This window comes from Tunicatimonas pelagia (genome assembly GCF_030506325.1).
GTDB classification, from domain to species: domain Bacteria; phylum Bacteroidota; class Bacteroidia; order Cytophagales; family Cyclobacteriaceae; genus Tunicatimonas; species Tunicatimonas pelagia.
In genome coordinates, this window is sequence record NZ_CP120683.1 from 2,211,093 (window position 1) to 2,226,309 (window position 15,217).

General features: G+C 45.2%; 15 protein-coding genes. 7 read left to right on the forward strand and 8 right to left on the reverse strand.

The window, feature by feature from the left end; translation table 11 throughout:
- Nucleotides 1-48 precede the first annotated feature (48 nt).
- Complete coding sequence (locus tag P0M28_RS09260; RefSeq protein ID WP_302209565.1) at nucleotides 49-1,053, forward strand: glycosyltransferase family 2 protein; 1,005 nt, start codon at nucleotides 49-51, stop codon at nucleotides 1,051-1,053.
- On the opposite strand, the gene P0M28_RS09265 is transcribed toward P0M28_RS09260, so the two are convergent.
- The 7 genes from P0M28_RS09265 to P0M28_RS09295 are packed head-to-tail and all read right to left on the reverse strand — an operon-like array spanning nucleotide 1,011 to nucleotide 8,338.
- Complete coding sequence (locus P0M28_RS09265; protein WP_302209566.1) at nucleotides 1,011-2,162, reverse strand: glycosyltransferase family protein; 1,152 nt, start codon at nucleotides 2,160-2,162, stop codon at nucleotides 1,011-1,013. The two genes, P0M28_RS09260 and P0M28_RS09265, sit on opposite strands and share 43 nt — an antisense overlap.
- Entirely contained in the window at nucleotides 2,162-3,265 is a 1,104-nt protein-coding gene (locus P0M28_RS09270) for a DegT/DnrJ/EryC1/StrS family aminotransferase (protein ID WP_302209567.1), read from the reverse strand. The genes P0M28_RS09265 and P0M28_RS09270 overlap by 1 nt, the downstream gene beginning before the upstream one ends.
- Nucleotide 3,266: 1 nt before the next feature.
- Nucleotides 3,267-4,130 carry a formyltransferase family protein gene (locus P0M28_RS09275; RefSeq protein ID WP_302209568.1) on the reverse strand — a complete coding sequence of 288 codons (864 nt, stop codon included), beginning with the start codon at nucleotides 4,128-4,130 and terminating at the stop codon, nucleotides 3,267-3,269.
- The gene (locus tag P0M28_RS09280) at nucleotides 4,127-5,155 is read right to left on the reverse strand and encodes a GNAT family N-acetyltransferase (RefSeq protein WP_302209570.1); all 1,029 of its coding nucleotides are present in this window, start codon (nucleotides 5,153-5,155) and stop codon (nucleotides 4,127-4,129) included. Before P0M28_RS09280 ends, P0M28_RS09275 begins: the two co-directional genes overlap by 4 nt.
- A 3-nt stretch (nucleotides 5,156-5,158) precedes the next feature.
- Nucleotides 5,159-6,175 (reverse strand): Gfo/Idh/MocA family protein, encoded by a 1,017-nt coding sequence (locus P0M28_RS09285; RefSeq protein WP_302209571.1) that lies wholly within the window; start codon nucleotides 6,173-6,175, stop codon nucleotides 5,159-5,161.
- Nucleotide 6,176: 1 nt separating this feature from the next.
- On the reverse strand, nucleotides 6,177-7,457 hold the full coding sequence (locus P0M28_RS09290; RefSeq protein WP_302209572.1) for an ABC transporter ATP-binding protein: 1,281 nt from the start codon (nucleotides 7,455-7,457) through the stop codon (nucleotides 6,177-6,179).
- Nucleotides 7,458-7,483: 26 nt separating this feature from the next.
- Nucleotides 7,484-8,338, reverse strand: a complete 855-nt coding sequence (locus tag P0M28_RS09295; protein ID WP_302209573.1) for an ABC transporter permease — start codon at nucleotides 8,336-8,338, stop codon at nucleotides 7,484-7,486.
- A 92-nt stretch (nucleotides 8,339-8,430) separates the two neighbouring features.
- Between P0M28_RS09295 and P0M28_RS09300 the strand changes: the two genes are divergently transcribed.
- The 6 genes from P0M28_RS09300 to P0M28_RS09325 all read left to right on the forward strand — a co-directional run bounded on the left by P0M28_RS09300 (nucleotide 8,431) and on the right by P0M28_RS09325 (nucleotide 14,713).
- Complete coding sequence (locus P0M28_RS09300; protein WP_302209574.1) at nucleotides 8,431-9,273, forward strand: sulfotransferase; 843 nt, start codon at nucleotides 8,431-8,433, stop codon at nucleotides 9,271-9,273.
- A 639-nt stretch (nucleotides 9,274-9,912) separates the two neighbouring features.
- Nucleotides 9,913-11,373 (forward strand): ISKra4 family transposase, encoded by a 1,461-nt coding sequence (locus P0M28_RS09305; RefSeq protein WP_302204760.1) that lies wholly within the window; start codon nucleotides 9,913-9,915, stop codon nucleotides 11,371-11,373.
- Nucleotides 11,374-11,426: 53 nt separating this feature from the next.
- Nucleotides 11,427-11,957, forward strand: coding sequence for a peroxiredoxin-like family protein (locus P0M28_RS09310; protein ID WP_302209575.1), 531 nt, complete (start codon nucleotides 11,427-11,429; stop codon nucleotides 11,955-11,957).
- 97 nt (nucleotides 11,958-12,054) lie between these two features.
- Nucleotides 12,055-13,008 carry an Ig-like domain-containing protein gene (locus P0M28_RS09315; RefSeq protein ID WP_302209576.1) on the forward strand — a complete coding sequence of 318 codons (954 nt, stop codon included), beginning with the start codon at nucleotides 12,055-12,057 and terminating at the stop codon, nucleotides 13,006-13,008.
- Nucleotides 13,009-13,013: 5 nt separating this feature from the next.
- Nucleotides 13,014-13,859 (forward strand): transporter, encoded by an 846-nt coding sequence (locus P0M28_RS09320; RefSeq protein ID WP_302209577.1) that lies wholly within the window; start codon nucleotides 13,014-13,016, stop codon nucleotides 13,857-13,859.
- Nucleotides 13,860-13,867: 8 nt separating this feature from the next.
- Complete coding sequence (locus tag P0M28_RS09325; RefSeq protein ID WP_302209579.1) at nucleotides 13,868-14,713, forward strand: dienelactone hydrolase family protein; 846 nt, start codon at nucleotides 13,868-13,870, stop codon at nucleotides 14,711-14,713.
- Between the two features lie 7 nt (nucleotides 14,714-14,720).
- On the opposite strand, the gene P0M28_RS09330 is transcribed toward P0M28_RS09325, so the two are convergent.
- Entirely contained in the window at nucleotides 14,721-15,200 is a 480-nt protein-coding gene (locus P0M28_RS09330; protein ID WP_302209581.1) for a hypothetical protein, read from the reverse strand.
- Between the last annotated feature and the right edge of the window lie 17 nt (nucleotides 15,201-15,217).

The window sequence follows — 15,217 nt, forward strand, 5'->3', positions numbered from 1 at the left end:
ACGCTCTAAGTCTTGCTATTTCAGTCGCAGCTAAAAAAGCTAACCACAATGCCCCCCAAGGTCAGCGTATCAATCATTACGTATAATCACGAGAAATACATCGCTCAGGCCATTGATAGTGTGCTCAAGCAGCGGGTTACTTTCCACTACGAAATCATTATTGGCGACGATTGTTCTTCCGATGGCACCCGCCAGATACTACAAGCGTATCAGCAGAAGTACCCAGACGTTATTCAGTTGGTATTGCACCCCCACCGCTACCAGGGGGTACCAGGAAGGCTAAACAATATCACTAATCTATACGCTTGCCGGGGGCAGTACGTTGCCCTGTTAGATGGGGATGATTACTGGATTAGCGAAGACAAACTACAGCAACAAGTAGACTTTTTAGACAAAAATCATAACTATGCCCTCGCTTTTCACGATGCAAAAATCACTTTTGACAATAATTCGCGTGAAGAATACCGCTTTAGTAATAGGTTAGATTACCTTCATCAGAACGGTACTTTCACGCAAGAAGATCTTCTTTCTAAAGGGTGGTTTATTCCTACTTCATCTGTCATGTACCGAAACAGTTACTTTGATGAATTTCCTGATTGGTTTTGGGATGTAATGAGTGCTGATACTGCTCTCCATCTACTTTTATCTCAGCACGGCAATATTTATTACGCGTGCCAAGTATATAGTGTGTACCGCCAACATAATCAAAGCTTCATCTCACTGTATTATCACAATACAGAAATTTCGCGTAGTAAAATTAATGATCTAAGAATCTTTAGAGCAAAATTTCTAACCCCGAACTCAAAAAGAAATTTCTTTCAATATTTGGTTCTGAACTATCGAATTGAGAGAAGAATTGCTCATTATAAACACTCGGTACTTCATAAGTTGAAAAGAGAAAAACAGTATGTGTCCATGCTACGATTTTCACTGAAAGTTATATCGTTCTCATTTTGCATTTTTTATCTATTGCTTTACGTAGGCAAGCTAAAACGTTTCGCCTCAAGAATCTATGACGGCTTATTTTCTCGTAGTGCTTTAGTCAGATCATAATTGAACTCCTTCACAATCTTGCTATAGTCGTAGTATTCTACTACAAACTTTTGAGCATTTTGTGCAATCTCTTCTCTTTCTTGCTCGTGGGTTAAGAAGTACGCCACTTTATCTAAAAAATCTCGCTCATCACTATAGGTAGTAAAAACATTATCCGGGAACAACTTTTTGAAGTTAGGGGCTTCTCGGGTAAGCAGAAAGGCACCGCAGCCCATTACCTCAAACATGCGTTGATTAAACCCAATACCATTAGCTGTATCCACGTAATCATTCATTACAATTTTACTGTCTTTGTAGATTTGAAACATCTCCAAACCTGAGGTAAGCCCATGAAAGGTCTGATGCAACGCTGAAAACTCTGCCATACTTCTCCCATCGCCCCCGTACTTCCACCAGTAACCCCACCACTTGAAATTAACTTGTTGGGCAATGCTATCAATGAAGTTCGTCCTCTTAGAAAAATTCTGCGTTCCCAAGCCACCCACAAAAGTCACCTCGTGCTTTTTTTCGCGTATTTTCAGCTCAGTAATAATTCGCGCATCAAAGCCTTGATCGTTAATGATGGTGGGCACTCCGTGTAGCTCAAAAAAAGTTTTAAAGTCCGGTTGGTCAGTATAAATCATATCCCAGTGATTGGGATGCCAATTGAAAGGTAAGCGAGCGGAAAGGCGTGATACAAGCAATGTATTATGGCGGTACTTCTGCCAAAATCTACTGGGCATTGGCTGAGAACGTACAAAAATAACATCAGGCTTAACCTCCTGAATATATTGGTCTATTACGTAGTCGCGCCATTTAGTGGGATTAAACCTAAGTTTAGCGTTTTTACGACCGTGCCACTGCTTTATCAATCTATGATTTGAACCGAAAAGTTCTTGCGCTGTTTTTTCCAGAAAGGTGTCATCTAATAAAAAAAACTCTTCAGCTTCCCAATCACTCGTCTGGTTGAGATGATAAGTATAAAAATCGGAATAGTTGCTCCGCAACCGAATTAATCTATCGGTATATTCCTTACGAGATATAGTTGACAAGTCAGTCCATTCACCTTTCTTCTGTGCTAAGTATTCGGGCGGATGAATAATATCAAATTTTATAAGTTTTCGCTTCATCAGTTAAAAAAATCAGCAATCGTCTGCGAAATAAAATCTACCTGGGACTCGGTCAATTCCGCATACATGGGCAACGATAGAATCTCCGGCTGGTACTGACTGGTAATCGGAAAGTCTTCAGGTTGATGGTTCAAATCCTGGTAGCAAGGCAGAAAAGGTAGTGCCGTAGGATAATGAATTCCGGTCTGAATACCCTGCCTTTGCAACATTTGCTTCAGTTGGTCTCGCTCCGAGGTTCGTATTACGTACAGGTGCCAAGCGTGCTGATAGCCAGCCTGTTCACTGGGGCAGACGATTGGGGCTAATTCCGCTAATCTTTCAGTGTACTGATAGGCGACTTGTTGCTTTTCGCTCAGCCACTGGTCCAGATACTGTAATTTAGCCAGAAGAATTGCCGCTTGTAGTCCGTCTAGCCGACTATTTCGTCCGTGCAATACGTGGTGATGGCGGGTTTGCTGACCATGACGGGCAATTGTACGCGCCTGTTCAGCGTGTTTCTCTTCTCGAAAAGCCATCGCCCCACCATCGCCGTAGCAGCCTAGGTTTTTGCTAGGAAAAAAACTAAAACCTGCTGCATGACCCCAGGTACCTGCTTTCTTTCCGTTAATAGTTGCTCCGTGAGCCTGAGCGCAATCTTCAATTACCCACAGCTTATGCGTTTCGGCAAGCTGCATAATTGCGGGCATATCAGCCGGGTGACCGTATAAATGAACCGGCATAATGGCCTTCGTCCGCTCAGTTATTTTTTGTGCTGCTTCTTGCGGGTTTATGGTGTACGTACCTGGGTTCACATCTACGAAAACCGGTGTCGCCCCCGCGGTTACTACTACCTCCGAAGTAGCCACCCATGACATAGTAGGAACTAGCACTTCATCGCCGGAACCAATGTTCAGCGTTCGCAAAATAATCTCTAAGGCATCAGTACCATTCCCGCAACTAACTACCTGAGATGCGCCTAAGTAACCTCCAAACTCCTGCTCAAACTGGGCTACCGATTCACCGCCAATAAAAGCGGTCTGAGAAATTGTTTGCTGAATAGCCGTATCAATTTCTGGCTGAATACGACTATACTGCGCTTTTAAATCAATAAGAGGAATAGACATACTAAATTCTCTGGTTAATGCTAAAAGATATGCTCTCTGGTTCAAAATTGCTCAACCAAACAGTTTGGCCATCTTGGCAAACAATCTCCACCTGCTCGGTCTGTACCTGGCTAACAAAAGGAGCGGCAACCCCTACATACACACGAGAACCCCAGGAAGCCCGATGAACCTTTACCGTTTGATCATTTATACTTAAAAAAGCGGGATCATTCGTAGAGCGCAATGCCATTACTTTACGAATAATTAGATCACGATCGTGCCATTCGGTAAGCTCACTATCTTGGGGATAACGACGGGCAACATACGTAGCTTCTTGATCGTTGTTGGGCTGAGAGGTAATGCTATCAGCAGCAAAATCAGTTAAAAACGTTCCAAACCCGGCTCGCAGTTGCTCCATAAGATTGGTTCGTAAATCCTGTACCGACATTGCCTCGACAATCGGAATTTCTTTCTGCCAATAAATATCGCCACCGTCAATCTCGTTGGTCATCTGGTGAATGGTTATTCCGAAGGTTTTTTCGCCATTAATGAGTGCCCAGGGCAATGGATGACGACCCCGGTAGCGCGGTAGAGGGGCCAAATGTACGTTGAGTACTTGGTAGCGGTCTAGTAGGGTAGTAAACTTGAAATTGCAAAAGCAGTTAATCAAATACGTTATCGAGTAGCCAGCTAGCCAATCCGCTAGTTTTGCTTGGTTGAAGCCAACCAATAAGCGATCGGATGAAACGTACTGCTCGTACTGCTCTAGTAACTGGGAATCTACGTTCTTCTGCAATCCAATTACTACCGGACTTAGGTTGGTGCCTTGCAAAGATTGAAGTAAGGTGAGTGGCCCGTCGTTATTTCCTACAATTACAAACCTCACGCGAAATAGGGATAGATGACGGAACTTAGTTCACTAGTGGCTTCTACTTCCAGTTTTTGATTAACTATCGTTTGGGTCAGTGCCGTTAGTAGTGCTTTACTTTCTTTCTCAGTACGTTCGTCGTACTCATCTGGAGTTAATGTAAAGTAGGTAATTGGATGCTGAACCCCGCCTATGCTTTCTTTGAAGCGTCGGAGCCCTTCGTAGGACGGTCCGGTTCCGCTAAGTCCTAAATCAATTGTGTGGCACTTTTTTTCTACCGCAATTTCAATAAGCCGATGAAACAAAAGGTTATTGGGACGATACCCTAGAGAGTCAGAAGCTGAACAGCCAAATTTATAGTAGAGCGTAGCTTGATGCCGGAGCACAATAATACTGGCAATCACTTGCTGCTGTCGCGAAGCTTGTAAAACAAACACATGCTCCGCTTCAATAAATGTCTGGTAAATGTTTTGGAAGAATCCGTAGGGTTGAGGAATGCTGTTAAACTTCTCAAGCCGAAGTTGATGATACATCTGATAAAATGTACTTAGAGCGGCCTCATCGGTCCTGACTTCAGTAGTAACTTCTGCTTTTTTGGCTTTCCGTACTCCTCGCCGAAAAGACGATGACTGAGTAATTTGAGAAGGATTGCTAGTATCGATTCGGTGGTAAATCGCGTGGCGAGTAGGTTTACCCAAAGAAGCAGCTACCGGATCATCAGCCGCTAGTTCGGTCTTAAGAACGATTTGGTGGTGAGGGTATTTTTCTCGCAGTGCCAGAACAATGTTGGGTAGCGATTCCCGGTTGGATGGGTTAACTGGCGTATAATCGGAAAAGGGTAAGCTAATAATTTTCCTACCCGTTAGATTGTCGATCACTGTGAACAAAATAAAATATTCACTACTGGTATCCCAGGCGGTGAACCACTGATATCCGTACGTTTTTTGAAGTACGGCTAACCATCGGCTCGAATAGAATAAGTTGTTTACCTTAGACTTGTAGAACGATGACTCTAGCGCATCATACGGAACAATTTCCACCATAAGCTACTTCGCTTCTGCCTGACCGTAAATTTTCTCAATCGCCTGGATGGTTTTTAATCCCTCGTCACCTTCCACCACTCCTTTCCGGCTATCAATAATTTGCTCCGCCAAGCTATGAATCAGCTTGTCGTGATTGGAACTGGAGCCTTGGTAGGTTCCGTACTGATTGGGGGCATCATCAAAATCAATATCCTCGGGCATAGGGTACGACATCACATCCCAAAACTCAATTTTGTTGAGATATTTCCCGCCAATTTTGATAGTACCCTTTTCTCCAATTATCGTGATGCTACCCTCGTAGTTTACATTATACACGCAGGTAGTCCATAGCAGCGACCCAATGGTTCCGCTTTCAAAACGAAGTGCCGAAACCCCACAATCTTCAATCTCAATGTCGTGATTGAGCGTATCGATAATGGTTTTAGCTTCTTGAATATTTCCGAACCACCATACCAGCAAATCCAGGAAATGGCTTACCTGCGTTTGCAGTGCCCCTCCTTCCAAGTGCTTTTTGCCCCGCCAAGGCGACTGCTCATAGTACGCATCGTGTCGATTCCACATCACGTTGCACTGTACCATAAAAACCCTCCCTAGCCGTCCTTCGTCTAGCGTCCGCTTCGTTAGGAGGATAGGGGCATTATAGCGGTTTTGCTTCACTACGTATAAGCTCACCCCATTTTCTTCAGCGGCCTGAATCATGCGTTCGCTCTCAAGGCAAGTCAACGCCATAGGTTTTTCTACCAGAATATGCTTTTTGGCGTAGGCCGCCTGGATACTCATAATGGAATGCAAACCATGCGGAGTGCAAATACAAATAATATCGATAGCGGCCTCCGCCAGCATCCGTTCGTAGTTTGTATAGCTAATTACTTGCGGATAGTCGGCGGATAGCTTTTGCAAAACCTGCTGATCTACATCACAAATGGCTACCATCTCAGCTTGAGATTCTGCCTCAATTACTGCAATGTGCCTTCGGCCAATGTGTCCACATCCTACTACCCCAAATCTAATCTTTCGCATACTACGTGCTAATTACTGGAACATTACTATTCTGATAGAGATTGAAATCTACGTAAAACTGATCCAATCCCCGAGGCTGCGGATCACCCGACCGGAAGAAGTCGTTTCCGAATACGGATAGCTGAAACGCGTTCATGAGCTGGTCCTGCACCAGCGTATCGCCCCGCCCTTCGGCCATATACAGCTCCACCGCATAATCACCTTCGGAAAGAGGCATTCGCTTAATTTCAAAGGTTAGCAGCGTTTCGCCATCCAGCATTACTCGCTTGCCAAACAAAGACGTGGACAGCGTAAACAGCCGGGTACCAAACTGATCGCGAAAGCAGACTGCCGCATAGACCTGCTTGCTACCGACATTTTTACGTGGCACAATACGGGTGTGAATTCTTACTCGAGAGCCGGTAGCTACCTCATTAATTATATGCCCCGCTTCATTTTCTATCTGCACCTCGTCAAATTGGTAATCTCCTAGCCCCTGCCGGTCGGTACGATCGCCGATGAAACGATCAGACATTTGGGCGTTGATATTGGCGTAGGTACGGATGGCTTCGCTGGTGCTGCCATCGTAAATAGTCTTCCCGTGCTTGAGCACCACCCCGCGAGTACACAGTCGGGAGACCGCTCCCATGTTGTGACTGACAAAAAGAACAGTCCGTTTACCACCAGCACTTACCTCCTGCATCTTACCGATGGCTTTCTTCTGAAACGCGGCATCGCCTACGGCTAGTACCTCATCCACAATCAGTATTTCCGGCTCCAAGTGGGCAGCTACGGCAAAAGCCAGTCGTACTTTCATTCCCGAAGAGTAGCGTTTCACTGGGGTATCTACGTAGCGTTCTACACCCGAAAAGGTTACAATCTCATCCAGCTTTGCCCGCACTTCGGCTTTGGTCATGCCGAGGATTGCTCCGTTGAGGAAAATATTCTCCCGCCCAGTTAATTCTTTATGGAACCCAGTGCCCACTTCTAGCAAACTAGCAATACGACCCCGAGCGCGAAATACGCCCTCACTAGGCGCGGTCACTCGCGAAAGTATTTTCAGTAAGGTTGATTTACCGGCACCATTACTGCCAATAATGCCGACAATTTCCCCCTTTTGTACCTCCAAGTTAATATCACGCAAGGCCCAAACGTACTCACTATCTCCGCTTACCTCCTGATTATTCTCCTCGCCTACTTTAAGGTAGGGGTCGTCTTTGCCCCGTACCCGATGCCACCAGCGGTTCAGATCATGCGATAGCGTTCCGGTACCCACTACCCCAAGCCGATACTGCTTACTCATGTGCTGTATTTGAATCGCCGGTTTGCTCATACCGTATCCATAAATGTTTTCTCCGTCCGCTGAAAAACGATTAAGCCTAAAAAGAGAATGAGCAACATGCTTGCCAGACTATAAGACAAATTCATCAGACTAAATGAACCAGCCCCTAAAAATATATGACGGAAGGCTTCTATAATTGCCGTCATCGGATTGGCCAAAATTAGGGTACGGTAGGCTTCAGGAGCAGTTTCTAGTGGATAAATAACCGGAGTGGCGTACATCGCCAGTTGCACGCCAAACTGAATCAAAAAATTCAGGTCGCGGTATTTAGTCGTTAAAGAAGATATAATCATGCCGAACCCTAATCCTAATCCGGCAACCATTAGAATAAGGATGGGGAGTGCCAGCACCTCAGGACGAATATATAAATCGGTTCCCTTGAAGAAGAAGAACAGCCAAAAACCCAAAAACAATAAAAATTGGATTCCGAACTTTACTAAGTTAGCGGTTACAATTGCCAGGGGCATAATGATTCGGGGGAAGTAGACCTTTCCGAATATATCTTCGTTTTTCTTAAAGGCATCCGAGGTAGTTTTTAGGCATTCGGCGAAGTAGTTCCAGGCAATGATGGCCGACAGGTAGAACAGAAGCGGAGGAACCCCAGCGGTAGAAATTTTGGCGATGTTTCCGAAGACAATCGTAAACATCAGCGTAGTGAGTATGGGCTGAATGAAGAACCATAGCGGCCCTAATACGGTCTGTTTGTAAGTAACCACAATATCTCGTTTGATAAACAAGGTGAGCAAATCGCGGTACCGCCATATCTCTCGTAGGTTAATATCTAGCCACCGGGTGCGGGGAGTTACCTCTAAAGTCCAATCTGAGAATTGAGTATTCTTCATAAAAAAAGTAATAGCAAAAATATAAAAATTCGCGAATGCGTTTTGCAGTAGTGAGAAGTAAATAAAGCAAAGTTAATCATAAACCTTACTTAATGGTCACTGATAAAATGAAAGTAGACTTTATGATATTGGGAGCCCAAAAGTCGGCTACCAGTAGTTTGTTTTTAGTACTCAATGCTCATCCGGCTTTGCAAGGAAGCCGGAAAAAAGAGCCCCAGTTTTTCTGTACTACCCCAGACTGGCGGAATAATTTAGCAGCCTATCATCAGCTATTTAGTATTGCTGAAGATACGCTGTACTTTGAGGCTTCTACTACCTATACTTTTTACCCGATAAAAAATCTTACTATTTGGGATGATTTGTACGCCTACAATCCTGCTTTAAAGTTTATTTATATGGTTAGGAATCCGGTGCAACGCATTGTATCAGCGTATATGCACCTGTACGAACGCGGATATACTGACTTTAGCTTATCGGAAGCGATTATTAAGAACCGGTTTTACGTTGACACCTCCCGTTACTACACGCAGATCATACCCTACATCCGAAAGTTTGGCCGGGAGAATGTATTGCTCATTGACTTTGACGACTTTAACCAAAGTCGTAGCTCCGCATTAAGCGATGTTGCTGATTTCTTACAAATAGATCCTGATGGATTTGGTGATTATCAAGGGGTTAAAGCCAACACTACTGCCAAACGGCGCAAGAAGCACCATAAATGGGATAATCCAAGTTTGGCCTTCAGGGCCGTTCGTAAGTTTTTACCGCTGATTTGGGAGCGAATGACTGATAACTCCGACCGAGCCTTTCATAAGAAACCTAAGCTTAATCTTAGGCAGCAACAACTGATTCTGCATATGCTGGAATTAGAAATCAATGAGCTGGAAAAGCTGATGAATAAAGATTTATCACATTGGAAGTTCATAGCGGAGTAAACCCGGTTTATTTTAGAGGATATTCCGATAAACTTCTAAGGTTCGTGTCTTCACGAACCCCGGAGTAAATAATTATCAGAATAAGGTTTTTATTAATACAAAATCTTCGGAGTGTCCGCAAAGAGACATAGATGTTACAACATTGAAGTTTAAACATCGTGTCAATAATTAAGAACCACCCATCCTTGACAAAACTGATGTTCAACCTTTAATTTCTATGTAAATGTCATTACCTCTTCAAGAAGGTCAGTTAGCAAGACTGGCGTTTGGATGAGACTATGCAAAATTTGACTGAGCCAGAAGTCAAAGTGCTTAACAAACTGCTCGCTCGCCTCCGCCAAAATTCCTAACGGCACTTTTCCGAAAGTCAAGCTACTACCTTAAAACTATCTGAGTAAGATTCTGACTTACCATCTTCAGTTATCCATTACCAACTCTCAACTGATATCATGTTACTACAAAACGAATTAGATGCTCGGCAGGCCGACTTTAACCACAAAGCACCGGAAACGACGAAAAAGGCTTACCAGCGCGGAATAGATTTGAGTGTATAACGAATTGGGTGCAGAGGAAAAGCGAGTGGGAATGCAGAGATTCCCTTAATTTTGAGGTCTTCAACCACCATCAAAAAAACTCGCTATGGAAGTAAAGGAAGCAAAAATCAACCAGATAAGACAACACTTAGATCAGATAATAGCCCAAATGGATGCCCGAAGTAAAGAAGGAATGAGAATTCATCAGGTAGAGCGGTCTTTGTTTACCAGTTTATTGCAGTTAGGTTTTCAACTGTTAGAATACTACATTTTGAGTATACAACAGGTAGTCGCTGTTCAGGGGGTTCCCGTTGATCGTGCAGGGGAAAAGATGAAGAACACCGGGCTGCGTAGTCGGCCTTACCGAAGCATTTTTGGCCCGTTATCCATTGCCCGCCCCAAGTATTACTCAACCACTGGTAAGAGCTATTACCGGCTGGACGAAGCGTTGGGCTTACCCAAGAGCAACTATTCTTACGTATTGGATGATTGGTTAGGGTATGGGGCCACCGAGATGGACTTTGCCCAAAGTGCTGAGCAGTTGGAGCGCATCTTAGGTCATCCCCTAAGGGGTATGCAAAGCCAACGGTGTAGTTACAGGCTTTGCGAGCAAGTAAAAGACTTTTATGAGCAACAAGCCTGGGAAAACATAGAAGATGGTACTCATTTGAGCGTAGGCTTTGACGGTAAGGGGGTGCCCATTCGTCGCAGCGAAACTCAGCGAGCTGAGGAAAGTACGGCGGTTCGTCTGAGCAAAGGACAGAAGAAGGGGGTCAAAAAAGAAGCCACAGTAAGCCTGAGCAGTTCGTTTACCCCGCGGCCCCGGCAGGCTCAAGAACTCTTAGAGAGCTTGTTTTGCCCTACCCATGAGCCGCAGAAGCCCGATGGAGGGCATACCTGGCACGAGCACAAGCATCTACGAGCCTTTCTCTCAGACAAGGTAGGGGCCATCCGCTACGGGGTGGAAAACCTACTTCGGCGCGATGCTAGTGCAAAAAAGCCGATCATCGTTTTGATAGACGGTGACCGAGCCTTAGAAAAAGCAGTTCGGCAAGTGGTAGAAGAAAAGAAAGTTACCCATCGGGTAGAGGCCTACGTACTGGATTTTATTCACTTGCTAGAGTACGTTTGGAAGGTGGCTAACGCTCATTGGGGGGAGAAGCATCCCAATCGTTTTGCTTGGGTGAGAAGCCAAGCCGCCTTGTTACTAGACAGCCAGCATGATGAGGTACGACAGCAATGGCAAGTTATCTTGCAACAGGCTACCTTGTCTCAATACAAGCGTGACACTGTCCAACGAGCCATCACCTACCTGACCAACCATCAGCATATGGTAGATTACAAAACCTATCTACAGCTAGGATTTCCTATCACCACCGGAGCGGTGGAAAGTGCCTGTGGACATTTTGTAAAGAGCCGTATGGAGAGAAACGGCATGCATTGGGGAAAACAAGGTGCGCAGAATATGCTCAACCTACGAGCCGTCAGAAAGAACGGCGATTGGGACAACTACCTACAAACAGTAGTCAAACACGAACAACAAGCTCTTTACCAAAAAGCTGCCTGAGTTACACCCTTTTTGTTATACACTCAATAGATTTAGTAGTTAATAGCGGCATATTGCAGCAGGCCCGACAGGAAGGCGACACCGCTGTCGACTTTACCTTACCTAACGCCCGGGGACAGTCGATGAGCCTGAAAGAGTACTTGCAAGAAGGGCCAGTAGTACTAACTTGGTACCGAGGTGGCTGGTGTCCTTACTGTAATATTACCTTGCGGGCATTGCAGCAAGCATTACCCGAATTCAAAGCTAAAGGAGCCAATTTATTAGCCCTTACTCCCGAATTACCCGATAAATCGCTGAGCACTCAGGAGAAAAACGAGTTGGAATTTGAAGTGCTTACTGACCAAGCTAATGAGGTTGTCCGAAAGTACGGCTTAGTCTTTAAACTCACGCCCGAAGTAAGCGAATTGTACAAGAAGAACTTCAGCTTAGCGGAGTATAACGGAAACGATAGCGATGAACTCCCGCTGGCCGCTACCTACGTAATCGATAAACAGGGAATAATTCGGTACGCTTTTCTGGATGCCGAATACCGCCACCGAGCCGAACCCCAAGAGATTATTGAGGTGCTTAAATCTATCCAATAGAAATCTAGTATATCTTTTCTGCTTCCTATCGGCTTTTGTCCGCTGCTTGACCTTCTTTGAAAAAGCTGCTCTCGTACTTTACCAGAAAGAATGGAAAATGGTCAAAACACGTCATATCTTTAGCTGGCTTTTACTGGCTGCTCTACTTGTTCGGTGCATTGGTACCGATGTAGTAGACGATGCTAATGACATTTTTCCGGTAATCATCCAACCCCCCGCACAGAATTCGCTACTGGTAGGTGAAACACTAACGCTGGCTGCCGAACGTCAGACTACGGGTGGCGAAACCATTCCGACGGAATCGTTTACCTGGATCAGCTCCAATCCGGATGTAGCTTCGGTAGGTCCGCAGGGTGCCGTAGAGGCAATTGCTGCCGGGCAAACCCGCATTACTGCCACCGTAGGCAACTCCACCAGCGAACCCTGGCTGCTCACGGTGGTAGCTAACCAAGAAGAGGTAGCCCAAATATCAGTGACGGCCGAACGAACGAGTCTGGAAGTGGGAGAAACACTGCAACTAGCAGCAATGGCCAGAAACGTGTCGGGCGAACTTATGTCCGATCAAATGTTTCGCTGGCAAAGCACCGACGAAAGTGTGGTGACTGTAGATGATGCCGGACTGTTAACGGCTGTCGGGAACGGATCGGCGGAAATAGTGGCTCGAATAGATGAGGTTGAAAGCACACCCTTCTCAGTAATCGTTGGGGCAACCGCTCGCATGGGTACTTTTCAAGGGGTTGGTAGTTACGATGCCAAAGGAATGGGGACTCTCAGTCTGAACGAAGATGGCGAACTTATTCTCACGACCAGCGAGGATTTTGAAACCGAATTTGCAGCGGGTACTTTTTTGTACTTGGCTAACAGCACCGCAGGCGATACCGTCGCTGTGCAAGGAGTGGAGATTGCTGATATTTCCGATAATCTGAGCGGAGCCCAGACCTTCAATATTAGTGACATCAACGAAAATATTGAACTGGATACGTACCGCTATATCATCATTCTTTGTAAACCCTTCCGAATCACTTTTGGTCTGGCCGATTTAGACGCGTAATAACTATGAAATCCATTCGCATACTCTTACTCATTAGCGTGTTTATCCTTCCATCGGTAGTTTTGGCTGGAGGGGGTTGGACGCAACCTCTCAAATCGGGATACTTTAAGCTAGGGCAGAATTTTATTATTGCTAATCAGTTTTATCAGCCTGACGGTGAAATAGTAGATATTACCACTGTTAGCCTTTATACCACCAGTGCCTATTTAGAATACGGATTTACCAGTCGACTGACCGGCACCCTTTACGTTCCCTTTTTCGTGCGTAGCACGCTAAATGAAGTAGAATACACTTCGGGGCGTCCGTCTGATCCCGGTGACGTGGTGAATAGCATCGGGGATACCGATATTGGCCTCAAGTACGGGCTGTTACAAAACGGTCCGGTGGTGCTAGCGGTAGGTCTCACCTTAGGTTTACCTTTAGGCGAAACTGAGGGTGGGGAAACCGGGCTTTTGCAAACTGGCGATGGTGAGTTTAATCAACTTCTTACATTAGAAGCGAGTCGTGCCCTCGGGAATTTCTACGCTACGGCTCTGGTCGGATTTAATAATCGTACTAGGGATTTCTCCGATGAATTTCGCTACGGACTCGAGATTGGTCGCTCCTGGAACGACCGCTGGATTACCCAACTACGATTTTATGGAGTAGAATCGTTTATGAACGGAGATACTGAAGATGGGGGAGGAAACAGTATTTTTGCTAATAACTTAGAGTTTCTAGCGATTACCCCCGAAGTTGCTTACAACATTCGTGATAATTTCGGAGTTATCGTTAATGCTGGGTTTGCTGCATTTGGACGGCGAATACTGGCCAATCCTAACTACGGCGTAGGTTTGTTCTACACATTCTAATCATTCTGATGAAGTACTTCTCATTTTTCTTGCTAACTATCTTATTCACTCAAACCGTTTGGGCCCAAGAAGGTATCACCGTTTGTGGTTCGTCTGATGCCGAAAATACCGAACTGTTTGCTTCCTTAGCCGATGATCCTACCTTTCGGGGAAAGCATGATTTGGTGAAGTATACTCACGAAAATGCGCGGGGCGAAGAAATCACGTTTGCTACGCCCGACGGGCAGCAAGGAACTGCCTATTATTTGGAAGCCAAAGAAGAATCTAATCAATATTTGTTGGTCATACATGAATGGTGGGGACTCAACAGCCACATTAAGCGAGAAGCCGACAAGCTGCATAAAGACTTAGATAACGTCCACGTGATGGCACTAGACATCTACGACGGGAAAGTGGCTACCACTCGGGAATTAGCCCAAAAATATATGCAATCGGTATCTACCGATCGAGCCAACGCAATTATTAACGGAGCGATCGGGCACGCAGGGGAAAATGCCGAAATTGCTACCATCGGTTGGTGCTTTGGCGGTGGCTGGTCGTTGCAGTCTACCATTTTAGCCAATGAGCAAGCTATTGGCTGCGTGATGTATTACGGCATGCCCGTACAGGATATGGCGCAGATTAAAGAGATTGAGACTGATGTACTTGGTATTTTTGCGGAGTACGACGGCTATATCACCCCGCAGGTAGTAGAAGAGTTTGAGCAGAAGATGAAAGAAGCCGATAAAAAGATTACCGTCCACATGTACGAGGCCGATCACGGCTTTGCCAACCCCAGTGGCTCCCGCTACGACGAAGATGCTGCTCGGGATGCGTACGATAAAACGTTAGCTTTCTTGAAGGAACGTTTGTAATTTCCTGCTAAGCCGCTTCCTGTTTTGCTTGAGCAATGCGTTCATTCAGTGCTTGAGTAGTAAGATCTATTTTCTTGTGCCGAAAAAAGTAATTCAGTGACCCTAAAAAATAGAAAGAATCACCTAAATACGGATGTTCTTCTAGTAAATGTACTTGGTGTACGCCGTTCAGCGTTTTCAATTCTACTTTTCGTACCTCGCTGAGCGGAATGATAATATCGTATTTATCTTTCACTAACAGGTGGTCATCGTTCCAAATGACATTACGGTAGCGTTTGAATCTGACAAGCGCGAGAATCAAAATAACAATAAGCGGTATCCAACCACCAATGAATGTAATCGCATCCAATAGATTTTCAGGCGGATCAGTAAGGAAAAGCCAAGTTACAGCCAATACGATCAGAGCGACTCCGGCGCAGGCAAAAATTTTAAACGTAAGTAAGTGACGGCTACTAATTCGTAGGGGAAACTGTAGTTGTTTTTTCATTAGAGAGCAAAATATGC

Bases quoted from the DNA above. Each gene is read 5' to 3' on its own strand.
- P0M28_RS09260 (WP_302209565.1), top strand. From the start codon at position 49: ATGCCCCCCAAGGTCAGCGTATCAATCATTACGTATAATCACGAGAAA.
- P0M28_RS09265 (WP_302209566.1), bottom strand. From the start codon at position 2,162: ATGAAGCGAAAACTTATAAAATTTGATATTATTCATCCGCCCGAATAC.
- P0M28_RS09270 (WP_302209567.1), bottom strand. From the start codon at position 3,265: ATGTCTATTCCTCTTATTGATTTAAAAGCGCAGTATAGTCGTATTCAG.
- P0M28_RS09280 (WP_302209570.1), bottom strand. From the start codon at position 5,155: ATGGTGGAAATTGTTCCGTATGATGCGCTAGAGTCATCGTTCTACAAG.
- P0M28_RS09285 (WP_302209571.1), bottom strand. From the start codon at position 6,175: ATGCGAAAGATTAGATTTGGGGTAGTAGGATGTGGACACATTGGCCGA.
- P0M28_RS09290 (WP_302209572.1), bottom strand. From the start codon at position 7,457: ATGAGTAAGCAGTATCGGCTTGGGGTAGTGGGTACCGGAACGCTATCG.
- P0M28_RS09295 (WP_302209573.1), bottom strand. From the start codon at position 8,338: ATGAAGAATACTCAATTCTCAGATTGGACTTTAGAGGTAACTCCCCGC.
- P0M28_RS09300 (WP_302209574.1), top strand. From the start codon at position 8,431: ATGGTCACTGATAAAATGAAAGTAGACTTTATGATATTGGGAGCCCAA.
- P0M28_RS09305 (WP_302204760.1), top strand. From the start codon at position 9,913: ATGGAAGTAAAGGAAGCAAAAATCAACCAGATAAGACAACACTTAGAT.
- P0M28_RS09315 (WP_302209576.1), top strand. From the start codon at position 12,055: ATGGTCAAAACACGTCATATCTTTAGCTGGCTTTTACTGGCTGCTCTA.
- P0M28_RS09320 (WP_302209577.1), top strand. From the start codon at position 13,014: ATGAAATCCATTCGCATACTCTTACTCATTAGCGTGTTTATCCTTCCA.
- P0M28_RS09325 (WP_302209579.1), top strand. From the start codon at position 13,868: ATGAAGTACTTCTCATTTTTCTTGCTAACTATCTTATTCACTCAAACC.
- P0M28_RS09330 (WP_302209581.1), bottom strand. From the start codon at position 15,200: ATGAAAAAACAACTACAGTTTCCCCTACGAATTAGTAGCCGTCACTTA.